Below are 16,767 nucleotides of genomic sequence, written 5' to 3'. Positions count from 1 at the left end.
CAAGTATAAAATCGTGCGATGAACGGCATTTCGCCCCTGTTGGATGCGGCAGCCCTGCGCGGCATCGAGACGCGCGCGGCGGCGGCTCTGGGCGATGCCTACGAACTAATGCGGCGTGCCGGGCAGGTGGCCTGGCGGGAGTTGCTGGAGCACTGGCCGCAGGCGCAGCGCATTCTGGTGGTCTGCGGTCCCGGTAACAATGGCGGCGACGGCTATGTGCTGGCATTGCATGCACAACTGGCCGGCCGGCGGGTCGAAGTGGTGCGCTTGCCGGATCACCTGCCGCGCAGCGATCTCGCCGCACGCGCCTGCCGCGATTTCGAAGCTGCGCACGGAAGCGTGCAGGCCTACTCGGGCCAGCTTCCCGAAGCGGATATCGTGGTCGACGCGCTGTTCGGTATCGGCCTCTCGCGGGCGCCGGATGCCAATGCTGGCGCGCTGATCGCAGTCATCAATGCCCAGACCGCACCGGTGTTCGCATTGGATGTTCCCAGTGGCGTGGACGGCGATAGCGGCAGCGTTCCCGGCGTCGCGGTGATCGCCACGCGCACGCTGGAATTCATCGCGCGCAAGCAGGGACTTCGCACGGGGGCGGCGCAGGATCACGTCGGAATGTTGGCTCTGGCCAGCCTCGAGTTGCCTCCCGCATTGCTCGGCGACGCCGTCACTGCGGAACTGCTGAGTCCGCCGGCTTTGTCGATTTGGCTGCTTCCGCGCCGGCGCGATTCGCATAAGGGCAGCAACGGTCGAGTGCTGTGCGTAGGTGGCGACTTCGGCGGCGGCGGGGCGATCCTGTTGTGCACCGAAGCCGCATTGCGTTGTGGCGCCGGCCTGGTCGACGTGGCGACGCGTGCGGCGCACGTATCCGCATTGCTCGCGCGCACGCCCGAAGCCCTCGCGCACGCGCAGGAAAGCAACGCCGGCTTCGATCCTCTGCTCACGAGAGCCGATGTGATTGCCGTTGGCCCCGGCATGGGGCAGGGCGAATGGGGCGCCGCGCTGCACGAGGCAGCGCTGGCGAGCGGGAAGCCTCTGGTAATCGATGCGGATGCGCTCAATCTGGTCTCGGGCGTGAGGGCAGCGCTGCCGCGGGACGCGGTCATCACACCGCATCCAGGCGAAGCGGCGCGCCTACTCGATTGCACCACCGCGGATATCCAGCGCGATCGCTTCGCGGCGGCGCGCGAATTGAGTACGCGCTATCGGTGCGCCGTGGTCCTCAAAGGCGCCGGCAGCATCGTCGCGTCGCCAGATCACGTGCCGCGTGTGATCGGAGCGGGCAATCCAGGCATGGCGGTAGGCGGAATGGGCGATGTACTGACCGGCACGATCGCGGCACTGCGGGCGCAGGGCTTGTCCGCCTTCGATTCGGCCTGCGCGGGCGCGTTGCTGCATGCTGCCGCGGGCGACGCTGCTGCGGATAATGGCCAGCGCGGCCTGCTGCCTTCCGACCTGATGCCGTGGCTGCGCCGACTCGCGAATCCGGGAATGACGAAGTGATGCCGATGCTGCTTGAGAATGCCGACGCTACTGATGCGCTGGGAGCTGCATTCGCGCGGACGCGCCCGGCGCGCGGTGTGCTGTACCTGCACGGCGATCTTGGTGCAGGCAAGTCGACGCTCGCACGTGCGTTGCTGCGCGCGCTGGGTGTGACCGGTGCAATCCGCAGCCCAACCTACACGCTGGTCGAGCGCTACCCGCTGGCCTCCGGCGGTGAAGCCTGGCATCTGGATCTTTACCGGATCGGCGACGGTGCGGAACTGGAATACCTAGGCCTGGACAGCGACGAAGCCGTGCTCTGGCTGGTCGAGTGGCCCGAGCGCGGCGGCAGTCAACTTCCCGCCGCGGATGTCCGGATCGATCTCGAAGTGGCTGGTCATGGACGACAGGCAAGCGTGACGGCGCTCACGGAAGTCGGCCGGTCCTGGTTGGCGCGGTTGGCGAGTGCAAATGCCGTGGAACTTGCGGCCGACTCCTGAACAATTGCGAAGGAAGGTTCGCCAGGTGCCGGATTCATAAGGGAAAAATGCTTGACAGTCGGCGCCGGCCGGTGCTTGACTAGCGCCCATGCGTGTATCGGGGGCTACCGTTCAAAAGATGCTGCTGGGCATGGCGCTGCTGTCGGCGCTGGCCTGGAACCTCGCGCACGCCAGTGAAATCAATGGCTTGCGATTGAGCACCGGCGCTACGGGGACCCGCGCGGAGATCGCGCTGGACAAGTCCGCGGAATACAAGCTCATTCGTCTCTCGACTCCCGAGCGCCTGGTCGTGGACATGCCGGGATCCCGCATCCGTCAGGGCGTCGTCATGCCGACCGGAACGGGCGTAGTCAAATCGGTGCGTACCGGTCAGCCCGAGCCGGGGAAGGCACGGGTCGTTTTCGACCTCAATCAGCCGATTGCCGTACTCAAGCCGCGTATCGAACAAAGCGCCGACGGCGCACGCCTGGTACTGGAGTGGCCAGGCGATGGCGATGCCGGATCGATGGCGGTTGCCCCGCAAACCACGCCGGTGCAGTCGGTGATGCCGGCCGAAACCGCATCGCGTCCGACTGGCGCGCCTTCAGCACAGCCCACGGCCGGCGACGTCGCCGCCGCCAATGCCGCCACCTCACGCCTGATCTCGGAGCTGGCGTCGCGCGGCGACGTCAAGACGTTCGACAACACGAAGCCGGGCGCAACCGGGGCGAAGCCGCCGGCCGCCAACGCCACGACAGCCGCCGGGAATGCGATAGCGACAACGACCGGCCCGGCCCCTAATCCGGCCACGAACAACGCCGTTCGAGGCGCGGCAGCCGTGCCGACGCCGACGAATGCCGCAACGGCTGGCACCGAAGCCACGACTCCCGATCCGTTGCCGCAAGCCGATACCGTCAAGACCATGCGCGACCTCGCGCGCAGCCGTGGCATGCGTCCGCTGATGATCGCGATCGACGCCGGCCACGGTGGCCAGGACCCTGGCGCCCATGGCCCCACTGGCAAGCGCGAAAAAGACGTCACCCTCGCCATCGCCCGGGAGCTGGCGCGCCAGATCAATGCGACCCCGGGCCTCAAGGCGTACCTCACCCGCGACACCGACGTATTCATTCCGCTCAACAACCGCGCGCAACTGGCGCGTCGGGCCGGCGCGGACATGTTCGTGTCGATCCACGCCGATGCCGCGGAAAACCGCGGCGCGAGCGGATCTTCGGTCTACGTGCTCTCGCTGCGAGGCGCGTCGTCGCAGCGTGCGCGCTGGCTGGCAGACAAGGAAAACGCCTCGGACCTCGTCGGCGGCGTGCGTCTGGAAAAGACCAGCGGAACGCTCGCCTCGGTCCTGATCGACCTCACCCAGAGCGGGCAGATGAAGGCGTCCGAGGACGCTGCCACGCACGTGCTCGACGGGCTGAGTCGCATCGGCCGCAACCACAAGCCGCACATCGAGCGGGCCAACTTCGCCGTGCTGCGTACGTCGGACATGCCGGCGATGCTGGTCGAAACCGCCTTCATCTCGAATCCGGAAGAAGAACGCCGCCTCTCCGATCCCGCCTACCAGCGGCAGTTGGCGCGGGCGGTGTTGGACGGCGTGAACACCTATTTCCTGCGCCAACCGCCGCCGGGAACGCTGTACGCCGCCCAATCATCGGCTGCGGAAATGCCGATCGCCGGCGGCGCAGGCGGCGGCAGCAAGTAATCCGGCAGCCAGCGGGCGCGCCAAAGGCGCTCGCGCCGCATATCATCCTTGGCCAGTACTTTCGACGGCGCGCCTGCCGTTCTTGCCGTGCCGATACGACAGCTACCCGACACCCTCATCAATCAGATCGCCGCTGGCGAAGTCGTCGAACGACCGGCCTCCGTCGTCAAGGAGCTGGTCGAAAACGCCTTGGACGCTGGCGCACGGCGCATCGACATCGACCTGGAAGAAGGCGGCGTCCGCCTGATCCGCATCCGCGACGATGGCGGCGGCATTCCCGCCGACGACCTGCCGCTGGCGGTATCGCGCCATGCCACGAGCAAGATTGCTTCGCTCGATGACCTGGAAGGCGTCGCGACACTGGGCTTTCGCGGTGAGGCACTGCCGTCGATCGCATCGGTAAGTCGCTTCGCATTGATCTCGCGCCACAACGCGTCCTCGCACGGTGCCGCGCTGGAGATCGACGGTGGCCGTCTCGGCGAGGTAACGCCGAAGCCGCACCCACAGGGCACCACGGTCGAAGTTCGCGATCTGTTTTTCAACGTGCCCGCACGCCGCAAGTTCCTCAAGGCCGAGCGCACCGAGCTGGGCCACATCGAGGAGTGGTTGCGACAACTGGCGCTGGCGCGACCCGACGTGGAGTTGCGTGTCTCGCACAACGGCAAGCCGTCGCGTCGCTGGAAAGGCGAGGGCGACCTCCTTTCGGAAGTGCGCCTACACGAGGCACTGGGCGAAGAATTCGCCAACCACGTGCTGCGCATCGACCACAGTGCGGCTGGTCTGCGCCTGCACGGCTGGATCGCACAACCGGTGTACAACCGCGCCAGTGCCGACCAGCAGTACCTGTACGTCAACGGTCGCGCGGTGCGCGATCGCAGCGTGGCGCATGCGGTGAAGCAGGCGTACGCGGATGTGTTGTTCCATGGCCGCCAGCCGGCGTATGTGCTGTTCCTCGAGCTCGATCCGCGTCGCGTCGACGTCAACGTGCATCCGGCCAAGCACGAGGTGCGATTCCGCGATGCGCGGCTGATCCACGACTTCGTCTATCGCACGCTCAACGATGCGCTGGCGGAAACGCGTGCGGGCGGTGCGGTTTCAATGGGTATGCCGACCGCGCAGCCGGAGTTGGCAGGCGCGCCCAGCGCTTATCGCTGGAACGCCGCCGCGCCGCAGTCGCCATTGGGGCTCCAACAGGTCGCAGAGGTTCGCGCCGGTTATGCCGCGTTGTATGGCGGCAGCGCCCCGCAGTCGATGCCATCTTCCGTCACTGCTGCGGCACCATTGCCGACCAGCGACGATGCGACGCTGCCACCGCTGGGTTACGCCATCGCGCAACTGCATGGCATCTACATCCTTGCCGAGAACGCGGATGGCCTGATCGTGGTCGACATGCACGCGGCGCATGAGCGTATCGGCTACGAGAAGCTCAAGTGCGCACACGATGGCGAAGGCTTGCGCACACAACCATTGCTGGTGCCGATGACCGTGGCGGTGTCCGAACGCGAAGCCGATGTCGCCGAGCGTGAAGCGGACACCCTGGCTGCGCTTGGTTTCGAACTCACTCGCAGCGGCCCGCAGTCACTGGTGCTGCGTTCGGTGCCGGCGTTGCTGGCCCACGGCGATGTCGAGGCGTTGCTGCGGGACGTGCTGGCCGACCTGCGCGAACACGGCGATACATCCTCTTTGGGAGCGGGGCGCGTCACCGCCGCCCGCGACGAATTGCTGGCCACCATGGCCTGCCATGGTGCGGTGCGGGCGAACCGACGTCTCACTTTGCCCGAGATGAATGCGCTGTTGCGGGAAATGGAAGTGACCGAGCGCTCCGGGCAGTGCAATCATGGCCGCCCGACCTGGGCGCGTTTTTCCCTGGCGGATATCGACCGCTGGTTCTTGCGAGGACGTTGAACGATGCCACTGATGAGCAAGCGAGCTGTCGCAGCACTGTCCATGGTGATGGTGTTGGGGCTCACCGCTACCGCCTGCAAGAACGAAGAGGCTGAACGCAAGGCCGCCGAAGCCAAGGTGCAGGCCTTCGCGAGTACCCAGCAGGTATGGCGCGACGAGCGCCGTGCGAAGCTGACCCAGCCGGACGGCTGGACCAGCCTCGTCGGCTTGCACTGGATCGAACCGGGCGAGCACTACTTCGGCAGCGATGCCGATAACGGGATCCGCCTCGCCGTGGGTCCGGCCCATGTCGGCATGCTTTCGCGCAAGGATGACCACGTTCGCTTCGTTCCCGAGAAGGGCGCCGTGCTGACGCTCAACGGCGAGCCGCTCAAGAGCGCCGTCACGCTGCTCAGCGATGCCGACCCCCAAGGCCCGAGCGTGATCGGCTTCGACGAAGGCAAAGGTTTGATCACCGTGATCAAGCGTGCCGACCGCTATGCATTGCGCGTCAAGCATGCCGACGCGCCGACGCGCACCGGCTTCAAGGGCATCGAATACTGGCCCGGCGGCAACGACTGGATCATCAAGGCCAAGTTCGTGCCGAATGCGGCCGGCAAGGCGATCCCGATCGCTAACATCATCGGTACCACCGAAAACGTCCCGAATCCCGGCGCGGTGGAATTCCAGCGCGCCGGCAAGACGATCCGGATCGAGGCACTGGACGAAGGCGACGGCGGCTTGGCGTTGATCTTCGCCGACCGCACGAGCGGTCACGGCAGTTATCCGGCGGGTCGCTTCCTCGACGTTGCGAAGCCCGACGCGGCCGGCAATGTCGTGATCGACTTCAACAAGAGTTACAACCCGCCATGCGCCTTCACGGCCTTCGCGACCTGTCCGCTGCCGCCGCCGGAAAACCGCATCGATCTGGAAGTCGTCGCGGGCGAAAAGGCCTATCACTTCAAGGAACCAAAGCAATCATGAGTTCCAAGCTGCTCCGTCGCGGTAAGGCGACCGCACTCTCACTGCTTGCCTGCGCTCTGGTGGCGCCGGCGGTTTACGCCTGGGCACCGGATGCGCCGCGCGCCGCTGCTGCTCCTGTCGCTGTACCGGCGAAGGCGCCGCCGAAGCCGCTGCTGTGGAAGGTGTCCGACAAGGACAATTCCCTGTACCTGCTCGGTTCGTTCCATCTGCTCAAGTCCGACGACTATCCGTTGTCGAGCGACATCGATCAGGTGTTCAACGATGCGCAGAAGGTCGTGTTCGAAGTACCGCCGGCCGAGCTCACCGATCCCGCGCTGGGATTGAAGATGCAGCAGATGGCCGGCTTCTCCGACGGGCGCACGCTGAGCCAGGTGCTCCCGACAGATGTTCGCGATCGCATGAGCCAGGTGCTGGGCGCCGAACATCTGGCGCAGATGGACGCCATGGAGCCGTGGTTCATCAATCTCGGTCTGCTCATCGGTATCTCGCAGCAGCTCGGCTACCAGCCGGATCAGGGGCTGGACCTGCACCTCGCTCGCCAGGCGGAAGCGGCGAAGAAGCCGGTGTCCGGTCTGGAGACGGCTAATCAGCAGTTGGAGGTCCTGGACGGTTCGCCGATGGAGGAACAGATCGCCGGCTTGCGCGACTTCTTCAGCAAGCCCGGTGAAGTGCCGAAGCTGCTGCAGGAAACCCATGCGGCCTGGCGCAACGGCGACGTCGAGCGTCTGAATGCATTGGTGATCGACCAGGTCCGCAAGGAAACGCCGGTGACCTATCGCATCGTCAACATCCAGCGCAACGACGCCTGGGTGCCCCAGCTGCAGCAGATGCTGGACGGTTCGAAGCAGGGCAACGTGCTCGTCGTCGTCGGTGCGATGCACCTGTTGGGCGAGGACGGCGTGGTCGAGAAACTGCGCGCCAAGGGCTATCAGGTGGAGCGGATCTGCTCGGCCTGCGGAAAGCAGAAATAACCGGAAACAAAAAAGGGCGCACTCCGGTGCGCCCTTCTTGTATCGATGGTCAGGCTGCAACCAGCTCGATGCAGTCGACCGGGCAAGCCGGCACGCACAGTTCGCAACCGGTGCACAAGGGTTCGATCACCGTGTGCATATGCTTGGATCCGCCGATGATTGCATCGACCGGACAGGCCTGGATGCACTTCGTGCAGCCGATGCAATCGGCTTCGACAATCAACGCGACCTGCAGCGGCTTGTGTTCGCCGCGCGAACGGTCGAATGGCTTCGGTGCAACGCCCAACACCTTCGCCAATGCACGCGCGCCGGCATCGCCGCCGGGCGGGCAATGGTCGACACCGGCTTCGCCGCACGCCATGGCTTCCGCATAAGGGCGGCAACCCGCATAGCCGCACTGGCCGCATTGGGTCTGCGGCAGGATGCGGTCGAGGCGTTCGATCAAGTCAGACATGGCTTTGCATTATCCCTTCTCCCGTTGGGAGAAGGTGGCGCGTAGCGCCGGATGAGGGTACGGCGGAGTGAGGATCCAGGCTCGTCGCTGAAAAACCCAAGCCGATTGTTTTGTAGGGCGTCCAAGGAGTAGGACTTCGCCGAACCCTCACCCCAACCCCTCTCCCGGTGGGAGAGGGGCTTTGGGCATCAGCGAACCGGCATGCCCGGCTGCACGCCGCTGTCCGCGTCGAGCAGGTGCAGCGAGCCACCATCGAACCCGGCCGACAGGATCATGCCTTCGCTGATGCCGAAGCGCATCTTGCGCGGCGCGAGGTTGGCGATGAACACGACGCTGCGGCCCACCAGTTTTTGCGGCTCGCCGTAGGAACCGCGGATGCCGGAGAAGATCTGGCGCTTGCCCAGCTCGCCTGCATCCAGCTCGAAGCGCAGCAGCTTGTCCGAGCCGTCGACGAATTCGCAAGCCAGCACCTTGCCTACGCGCAGGTCGAGCTTGGCGAAGTCGTCGATGCCCACAGTGGCAATCGTGGCAACGGTTGCCGGCTCACTCGCCGCCGGCTTGGCAGCCGGCGCAGGCGTGGCCGTGGCGGCGGGCGCGGCCGATGCGGTGGACTGCAGGTTTTCCTTGGAAGCTTCAATCATGGTTTCGATCTGTTTCGGATCAATGCGGGTGAACAGGGGCGTATAGCCGGCAATGCGGTGCGAAAGCAGCGGCGCCTGCAGGGCGTTCCAGTTCGCCACCGGCGCATTGAGGAACGCTTCCGCCTGCTCCGCAACGCGCGGCAGCACCGGTTTGAGTGCAGTGGCGAGCGCGCGGAAGAGATTGAGGCCCTGCGTGCACACGGCGTGCAGTTCGGCTTCGGCGCCTTCCTGCTTGGCCAGCACCCACGGCTTGTGCTCGTCGATGTACTTGTTGGCGTCGTCGGCCAGTGCCATCGCCAGCCGCAGCGCGGTGGCGGCTTCATTGCGGTTGTAGGCTTCGGCGATTGGGGCCAGTTGTTCGGCGAAGCGCTCGTACATCGCCGCATCGGGCAGCTGCGCGGCGAGCATGCCGTCGAAGCGTTTGTCGATGAAGCCGGCGCAGCGGCTGGCGAGGTTCACGAACTTGCCGACCAGGTCCGAGTTCACGCGAGCGGTGAAGTCGGTGAAGTTGAGGTCGACGTCGTCCACGCCGCCGGAGGTCTTGGTCGCGAAGTAGTAGCGCAACGCTTCCGGATCCAGGCCGTTGTCGAGATACGTGCGGGCCATGATGAACGTGCCGCGCGACTTCGACATCTTCTCGCCGTTGACCATCAGGTAGCCGTTGACGTGCAGCTTGGTCGGCGCGCGGAAACCCGCGCCGTGCAGCACCGCCGGCCAGAACAGGCCATGGAAGTTGACGATGTCCTTGCCGATGAAGTGGTGCATCTCGGTCGACGTGCCCGGCGTCAGATAACGATCGAAGTCGATGCCTTCGCGCTCGCTCAGGGCCTTGAAGCTGGCGAGATAGCCGATCGGCGCGTCCAGCCACACGTACAGGTACTTGCCCGGATGTCCCGGAATTTCGAAACCGAAGTAGGGCGCGTCGCGTGAGATGTCCCACGCGCGCAGGCCGCCTTCCGCGTCCAGCCATTCCAGCAGCTTGGCCTTCACGCCCGGCATGGCGACGTCGCCCGCCAGCCACTCGCGCAGGAAGTTGCTGAAGTCGCCGACTTCGAAGAAGAAGTGTTCGGACTCGCGGATCTCCGGCGTCGCACCGCTGAGCACCGAGCGCGGCTCCTTCAGCTCGCTGGGCGAGTAGGTCGCGCCGCAGTTCTCACAGTTGTCGCCGTACTGGTCCGGCGTGCCGCAGTTGGGGCAGATGCCCTTCACGTAACGGTCCGGCAGGAACATGCCCTTGATCGGGTCGTACAGCTGCGCGACCGCGCGGCGCTTGATGTGACCGTTGGCTTCGAGCTTCAGGTAGAAGCTTTCGGTCAGGCGCCGGTTGTGTTCGGAGTTGGTCGAGTCGTAATGGTCGACGCGCACGTCGAAGGCCTGCAGGTCGCGCTCGTGCGAATCCTTCATGCCGGCGATGAAGTTTTCCGGCGTTACCCCGGCTTTTTCGGCCGCCAGCATGATCGGCGTGCCATGGGTATCGTCGGCGCTGACGAAGCGGACCGTGTCGCCCGACATGCGCCGCGCGCGCACCCAGATGTCGGCTTGGATATAGCCGACCAGGTGACCCAGGTGCAGCGCACCGTTGGCGTAGGGCAGGGCAAAGGTGACGAGCAGGTCGCGGGACATGGTTACGACGTGGACAAAGGGGGCGCGATTATCGCACGTGCAGCAAAAAGCCCCGGACATGCCGGGGCTTGTTTTGGCGGCTCGAGACCTCGGTTATTGCCGGATCCAGACCTGCTGCCGGCAGATGAAGGCGATACAGCCCGACATTCCCAGCTTCCGGGAGTTCTCCAGCAGCTCGATCTTCGATTTGTAGGTCCTGCCGTTTTCCGGATCCAGGACGGTGCCGCCTGCCCATTTGTCGGGACCAGCGGGTTTGAGGCCCCACAGGATGACCATGCCCTTGATGGGTTTGTTGCGATTGCTGCCACGGCATTTGTCGCACAGCGGATCAGCGCCGTGGCGAGTGTCCAGAATCTCCACCACCTTGCCGGCGTAGTGGCCATCCACGGTGCGATAGATCTCGACGACCGACTTCGCCTTGCCCGTATCGTCATCGATGGTTTGCCAGCGCCCCGTGGGCACCGACTGTGCGAAGGCGACCGCTGGCAAGAGCAGGGCACAAATCAACAGGAGACGGCGAAGCATGGCGACCTTCTCGATAGACGGATTGCGATGAAGAAACGGCCCGCGATGCGGGCCGTTTTCTACCACCCCGAAGGATTATTCGCGGGTCCAGGTCTGGTGCTTGCAGATGAAGCTGACGCAGCCATACACCTCGAGCTTCCTGCCGCCTTCCACGAGCTTGGCCTTGGACTTGTAGGTCTTGCCGTTGGAAAGCTTCAGCACGGTGCCACCGGAGAATTCATCACCATCGGGCTTCAGGCCCCAGAAGATGACCATGTCCTTGATCGGCTTGTTCTTGGCGGCGCCCGAGCAGGCGGTGCACAGGGCGTTGGGCGTGAACAGGGTATCGACGACCTTCGCTGCGATGGTGCCGCCCTTGGCTTCGTAGACGTCGACGATCAGACGCGGCTTGCCGGTGTCCTCGTCATAGGTCTTCCAGCGGCCGACGGGTGAAGACGCCGACTGTGCGCCCGCCATCGTGGCAGCCGCCAGCAGCGGCAGGGCAAGCAGCGAGAACAACAACTTGGATGTATTGCGCATCGATCAGTCCCCCTCCGGACTAGGTTGATTCTTCCGCACCAGCAGCGCGGCACGCGGCCTTTATACCGCATCCGGAAGCGTACGGATGCCCGGCCGCAACGTCGTTCAGCAGGCAAAAAGAAGCCCGGCTTGCGCCGGGCTTCGACATCCACGGGCAGACGGCTTACAGGCCGCTGCCGCCACAACCCTTGAGCAGATAGTCTTCGATAAGCTGCAGTTGGTCACCCATGATCTTGCGACTCCACGCAGGGCCGTGCGCGTAATCCTCGATCCGGTGGTACTCGACGTGCTGTGTCGAAGCCTTCGCTTTCGAAGCGAACCATTCAGACTGCTCGATCGGAACGGTCTGATCGCGATCGCCGTGGTAGATCATGATCGGGATCTGGATCTTGTCCGCCTGATCCAGCGGATTCAGACCGTCCACGGTGGGGGCCTGCGCCTGGCGGAAGAACGGGTTGGTGTAGAACCTCGACCAGATCCGGTGGATGTCGGACACGCCCGCACCCGCGATCGCGCACTTGTAGAGTCCATTCGGCCGCACCGACGCGGCGAAGGCCGCATAGCCACCGTACGAGAAGCCGAACATCGCGACGCGGCCAGGTTGCGCGATCTTCTGCTCGATCAGCCACTTCACGCCATCGTCCTTGTCGTCCTGCATCTTCTGACCCCATTCCGCGTCGCCAGCCATCCAGAGCTTGCGTCCCCAGCCCTGGGAGCCGCGGTACTGCGGACGTAGCACGGCGAAGCAGCGAGAAGCCATCAAAGGGGTCCACATGGAAGCATCGAACTCCATGGAGTCGCGTGCCCAGGGGCCGCCATGCGGATGTACCACGGTCGCCCAGGGCCCTGCACCGCACAGTTCGGTATTCGGAGTGGTCAGGAAGGCGGGGATATCCAGGCCATCGCGCGCCTTGTAGTAAACCAGCTTGGTGGTCCCCAACGATTGCTGGTCGATCTCGGGATAGGTTTTTGCAAGCAGCGACAGCTTGCCATCCTTGAGCAGGAAATACTCCGGCGGGTGCGAAGCGCCGTCGACCGAAACCACGAACGATTTCATGTCCGGCGTGTAGTCCACGATGGTGTAGCCCAGCTCGGAATCGTACGCCGTGGTTGCGCTTGCGCCGGTTGCCGGATCGATGAACTTCGTCGGCATGGAGCTGACACCCAGTGCGCCGCGCAGGGCCTTGTCCAGCGCCTGGAACTGTGGCGCCGTCCACTGCACATCCTGTTCGCGCGGTCCCGCGTAGACGAGGCCGAGTACTTGCCCCGGACGTGCGCCGGGCGAGGCTTTGTAGCGATTGATCAGGACGTTGCTTGCATCGAAGAAGCGGTGCTCGAACAACACCTCCTTCTTCTTGCGTGCGGTCACGTCGTACTCGTAGATCGCCGCCTTGTCCTTGCCCTCGTTGGAAACGACGAATGCGATATTCGGATCTTCCGAGAAGCCGATTACCTGCACGCCATCACGTTGTTTGACGTGCGAGCGGAAGTGTTCTTCCCAGGCGCCCGATTCATTGCGGAACTCGGCGGCGACGTAGGCGCCTTCACTGTCGATGTCCGCACGGCTGCGGGCGCGCAGCTTACCGTCCAGATCCACGACGTAGCCGGCGACGTTCTCTTCGCTGCGCTGGATGCGGTCGGCCTTGAAGGTCCTGATGTCGACCTTGTAGACGTCGCCTGCATTGGCGCCGACATTGTTCACGACCAGAATGTGGTCCGGGTCGTTCGGAAGCGCGCTCAGTACCGAAGGGCTGGTACGTGCCTGGGCGAACTGCTCATCCCGGCTCATCGCACGCGGCATCGGCATGGGCTCGTGCCATTCCTTGCCTGCAAGGTCGGTGATGAAGAGCTTACTGATGAAAGTCTTTGTGACCTGGTCTCCGCGAAGGTCATAGGGCTGCCACAGGGACACAGCCAACAGGTCATTCTTGATGAACGACACTGCCTGGAACTTCATTTTGGTCGTGCCGATGATCGTGGGCGCTTCGCCCAGCGCATCGGTCTTCCATACCAGGATGACGCGCTCTTCGCCGCGCGCTTCGAGCGCCGCCATGTGCTTCCCGTCGGGGGAAAGCGAGAAGCTCGTCATCTTCGGATATGCGGCCAGCTGCGCGATTGTTGGCGGCGCTGGCTTGGCATGAGAGGGCGCGGCCACGAGCGCGGCGAGCGCGATCAACAAGGAACGGATCAACATCGATTGAAGCTCCATCTGTTTTGAATGGGACGGCCCAGATCCCACATAAAAAAACCCGCCGCCTGTGACAGGCGGCGGGCCGGTTTACAGCTTCATCTACATCAGAACGACTTGGCGACGTTCAGGAAGTACGTACGACCGACATAGTCGTAGCCGCTGTACAGCGGAGCATTGCCGACGCGGTTGTACACGCCCGACGAGATGCTCGGCGGGATCGCGTTGGTGAAGTTGCGAACGCCAGCGGTGAACGACCACGTGTCGAAGGTGTACTGACCCGACAGGTTGTGCGTGAAGTAATCCTTCACGTACAGCTTGCGCGCGTCGGTTTCACCGTTGAGGCCGAAGTAGTCGTAGCTCTGCATCGAGCCGACCCATTCGGTGCCGTAACGGAGCTTCCAGTTCTTCATGCCGTAGGAGACGTCGAACGAACCCGCGTACTCGGGGTTGTTGATCGTGCCGTTGACGTCGTCGATCGGATCATCCGCGAACAGCTTGCTCGACTGCTCGTTGTACTTCGTGATCTCGGTCGTGGCGCGCAGCGTGCCCGGGCCGATGTCGCGCGTATAACGCAGGGTGAAGTCGAAGCCGCGGACGTGGTCGGTCGCCAGGTTGACGTAGCTGTCGTGCACGGTCAGGGCATTGCTGCCCGCGGTGCGCGGATCGACCAGACGGCAGAAGCCGCCACCGGTGCGGAACTGCGGATCGTCGTAGCACAGCTGCAGGATGTTGCTCGCACCAGCGCGCGACACGCCGTTGTCGACCTGGATGTCGAAGTAGTCGACCGCGAAGTTGATGTCGCCGATCGCGTCCGACAGTTCGGGCTGCAGGATCAGGCCGATGGTCTTGGCCTTCGAGGTTTCAGCCTTCAGACCGGCTTCGGCGCCACCGGCGGTCAGCACCTGCACCGAGCTGGTCGCCTGGAAGTTCGGAGCGAGGCCTTCGCTGGCGCAGTTGGCAGCACGGATCGAACCCGGGTCAGCACCGTAGTTGTTGCAGGGGTCGTTCTGGTTGCTGAGGAAGCCGCTGGTTGCGCCCAGGAACTGTTCGAACAGCGCCGGCGCGCGATACGACGTGCCGTACGAAGCGCGCAGCGAGATCCAGTTGAACGGGGTCCACAGGCCACCCAGCTTGTAGGTGGTGTCCGAGCCGTACGACTTGTAGTCGGTGACACGGGCCGAGGCGTTCATGGTCAGCTCTTCCGCCCACGGCAGGCCCGACAGCAGCGGGAACTCGAGTTCGCCGTAGGCTTCCCACACCGAGTCGGTACCGCGGGTGATGGCGGCCGAGGTCAGGTTGTACAGGTTGCCGTTCTGCGAATCGATCGGCGGGGTGTCGTCGATCTCACCCTTGCGGTATTCGACGCCGAACGCGCCGCGCACTTCGCCGTAGGGCATCGAGAACAGCGGACCGTTCACGCCGAAGGTCGCCGAGCTTTCCTTGTACATCGTGTTGCCGGTGACCGGAACGAACGTCCAGTTCTTCCAGGCTTCCGGCAGCACGCCGCCGATGACGGCCGAGGTCAGAGCCGGAGCAGCGACGCAGCCGTTGGCCGGATTGCGGCAGACGAACGTGCCGTTCGGGCCGGCCACAACGTCGAGGCTCTGCTTGACGCGATCGGTCAGCCAGGACTGGAAGGTGTAGTCGGAATCCGAGCGCGCGTGGCTCAGGGTGAAGTCATAGTTCCAGTCGGTGAAGAGGAAGTCGCCCCTGATGCCGGCCAGACCCTTCCAGTAGTTGAGTTCCTGGCTGCCGTGGTCGTTGCCGTAGCCGATGAAGGCACGGACGCCGACCGGACCATTGGTGATCGCGGTAGGAGCGTTCTGGAACGTGCTGCCCTGCAGGTTCGTCGGGATCAGCGGGCTGCCCTTCCAGTAGTCGAGGGTCAGCTGGCGGAAACCGGTCTGTTCGGACTTGCGCTGGTTGCCGAGCAGTTCGAAGTAAATCTCGGCGCCGCCCAGGGCGTCGATGTCGAAGCTGCCCTGCAGGTAACCGGTGCGGATCTTGGCGGGCGAGATCAGCGAGCGGTTCAACATGCGCGGGTCGAACGTGTCGCGGATGTTGGTGTTGGTGGTCTGACCACCGCCCACGCCTTCAAAACCGACCAGGCCGGTGGTGACGGCGGAGTTCGGACGCCAGCGGTTGAACGTGGTGCCCGTCGCGCCACGGGCGCCAACGCCGGTGAGGGTGTTGGTGCCGATGGTGTTGATGGTCACACCGTTGGAGCCGGTGCCGGTGATCGGGTAGCACTTCGGCTTGCCGGTCAGCGGGTCGATGGTGTCGCCGCTGCCCCAGAAGTCGCCGTTGGCGAGATTGCGGCGGTAGTCGGTGTTGCAACGGGTCCAGTCGCGATCGCCGAGCGTCAGCTCGTTGCGATCGTAGGCTTCGAACGAAGCCGACAGGTCATAACGGTCGCCACCCTGGCCCCACACGATCGAATAACGGGTCTGGTCGCCACCGCCGTCTTCGGTCACGTTGTACTGACCTTCCACGGTGATGCCGTCGACCTTCTTGCGGGTGATGATGTTCACCACGCCGGCGACCGCGTCAGAACCATAGATCGACGAAGCGCCGTCCTTCAGGACTTCGATGTGGTCGATCATGGCGTTCGGCAGGACGTTCAGGTCGGCCGAACCGACCGAGCCGCGCGAACCGGCCGGCGAAACGCGGCGGCCGTTGAGCAGGATCAGGGTGCGGGACGCGCCCAGGCCGCGCAGCGAGAGCGTGTTGACGCCCGGGCCGCCGTCGACAACGAATCCACCGAAGGCGTTGTTGATCTGCGCGGTGCCGCCGGTTACGGCCGTGCCCTGCAGAATGCCTGCGGTCGAGGTGAAGCCGGCGAGGGTGGTTTCCTCGCGGGTGATCACCTGCACCGGAGAAACCGAATTGAAGGTGTCACGGGCGATGCGCGAGCCGGTGACGACGACAGCGCCCAGTTCGGTCGTGTCTTCCTTCTTTTCAGCTTCGGCCTTGGTGGCCTGAGCATCTGCAGTCGCCTCGGCCTCCTGGGCCATCGCGACATTGGCGCTGAACAGCAGCGCGCTCATGAGGGCCACGGACAGCGTATTGCGCTGCAGGCGGCCGGTATTGCTGGCTGACATCTAAATCCCCTTTGAAATCGTGATGTGTTTCGGTATTCGCCGGATCCCCAGGCGGCTGGCCAGTGACCAACGTCCCAAACTTAACATGCTGTTAACAGGGAAGTGATGGTTTTTGAACAAGATGGCCGTCTGATTAAGCAAATCCCGTTGATACCGGGCCTGTTAGGGCATTGGTCTTTCCCTTGAGGCGCCTAAAATGCTG

The 16,767-nt window shown here is 64.3% G+C and carries 12 protein-coding genes; 6 read left to right on the top strand and 6 right to left on the bottom strand.

The window, feature by feature from the left end:
• Nucleotides 1-18: 18 nt before the first annotated feature.
• The 6 genes from ACYVGK_RS09765 to ACYVGK_RS09740 all read left to right on the top strand — a co-directional run bounded on the left by ACYVGK_RS09765 (nucleotide 19) and on the right by ACYVGK_RS09740 (nucleotide 7,511).
• Nucleotides 19-1,500, top strand: coding sequence for an NAD(P)H-hydrate dehydratase (locus ACYVGK_RS09765; RefSeq protein WP_460733167.1), 1,482 nt, complete (start codon nucleotides 19-21; stop codon nucleotides 1,498-1,500).
• Entirely contained in the window at nucleotides 1,500-1,979 is a 480-nt protein-coding gene (tsaE, locus tag ACYVGK_RS09760) for a tRNA (adenosine(37)-N6)-threonylcarbamoyltransferase complex ATPase subunit type 1 TsaE (protein WP_460733166.1), read from the top strand. The genes ACYVGK_RS09765 and tsaE overlap by 1 nt, the downstream gene beginning before the upstream one ends.
• 88 nt (nucleotides 1,980-2,067) lie before the next feature.
• On the top strand, nucleotides 2,068-3,672 hold the full coding sequence (locus tag ACYVGK_RS09755; RefSeq protein ID WP_460733165.1) for an N-acetylmuramoyl-L-alanine amidase: 1,605 nt from the start codon (nucleotides 2,068-2,070) through the stop codon (nucleotides 3,670-3,672).
• Nucleotides 3,673-3,759: 87 nt separating this feature from the next.
• The gene (gene mutL / locus ACYVGK_RS09750) at nucleotides 3,760-5,577 is read left to right on the top strand and encodes a DNA mismatch repair endonuclease MutL (RefSeq protein ID WP_460733471.1); all 1,818 of its coding nucleotides are present in this window, start codon (nucleotides 3,760-3,762) and stop codon (nucleotides 5,575-5,577) included.
• 48 nt (nucleotides 5,578-5,625) lie between these two features.
• Entirely contained in the window at nucleotides 5,626-6,540 is a 915-nt protein-coding gene (locus ACYVGK_RS09745) for a DUF1684 domain-containing protein (protein WP_460733469.1), read from the top strand.
• Nucleotides 6,537-7,511 carry a TraB/GumN family protein gene (locus tag ACYVGK_RS09740; protein WP_460733164.1) on the top strand — a complete coding sequence of 325 codons (975 nt, stop codon included), beginning with the start codon at nucleotides 6,537-6,539 and terminating at the stop codon, nucleotides 7,509-7,511. The genes ACYVGK_RS09745 and ACYVGK_RS09740 overlap by 4 nt, the downstream gene beginning before the upstream one ends.
• A gap of 49 nt (nucleotides 7,512-7,560) precedes the next feature.
• Here the strand turns inward: ACYVGK_RS09740 and rnfB are convergent, their stop codons facing one another.
• From rnfB to ACYVGK_RS09710, 6 genes are all read right to left on the bottom strand, one after another.
• Nucleotides 7,561-7,965, bottom strand: coding sequence for an Rnf electron transport complex subunit RnfB (gene rnfB, locus ACYVGK_RS09735; RefSeq protein WP_460733163.1), 405 nt, complete (start codon nucleotides 7,963-7,965; stop codon nucleotides 7,561-7,563).
• A 188-nt stretch (nucleotides 7,966-8,153) separates the two neighbouring features.
• Nucleotides 8,154-10,229 (bottom strand): methionine--tRNA ligase, encoded by a 2,076-nt coding sequence (metG, locus tag ACYVGK_RS09730; protein WP_460733162.1) that lies wholly within the window; start codon nucleotides 10,227-10,229, stop codon nucleotides 8,154-8,156.
• 93 nt (nucleotides 10,230-10,322) lie between these two features.
• Nucleotides 10,323-10,754: a DUF2147 domain-containing protein gene (locus ACYVGK_RS09725; protein WP_460733161.1), complete on the bottom strand. Its 432-nt coding sequence runs from the start codon at nucleotides 10,752-10,754 to the stop codon at nucleotides 10,323-10,325.
• A gap of 75 nt (nucleotides 10,755-10,829) precedes the next feature.
• Entirely contained in the window at nucleotides 10,830-11,273 is a 444-nt protein-coding gene (locus tag ACYVGK_RS09720) for a DUF2147 domain-containing protein (RefSeq protein WP_460733160.1), read from the bottom strand.
• Nucleotides 11,274-11,436: 163 nt separating this feature from the next.
• Entirely contained in the window at nucleotides 11,437-13,467 is a 2,031-nt protein-coding gene (locus ACYVGK_RS09715; protein ID WP_460733159.1) for an alpha/beta hydrolase family protein, read from the bottom strand.
• Nucleotides 13,468-13,568: 101 nt separating this feature from the next.
• Nucleotides 13,569-16,565, bottom strand: coding sequence for a TonB-dependent receptor plug domain-containing protein (locus ACYVGK_RS09710; RefSeq protein ID WP_460733158.1), 2,997 nt, complete (start codon nucleotides 16,563-16,565; stop codon nucleotides 13,569-13,571).
• Nucleotides 16,566-16,767 lie beyond the last annotated feature (202 nt).

This window comes from Lysobacter tyrosinilyticus, from assembly GCF_054779815.1.
This window is presented reverse-complemented; position numbering and strand designations above follow the sequence as displayed.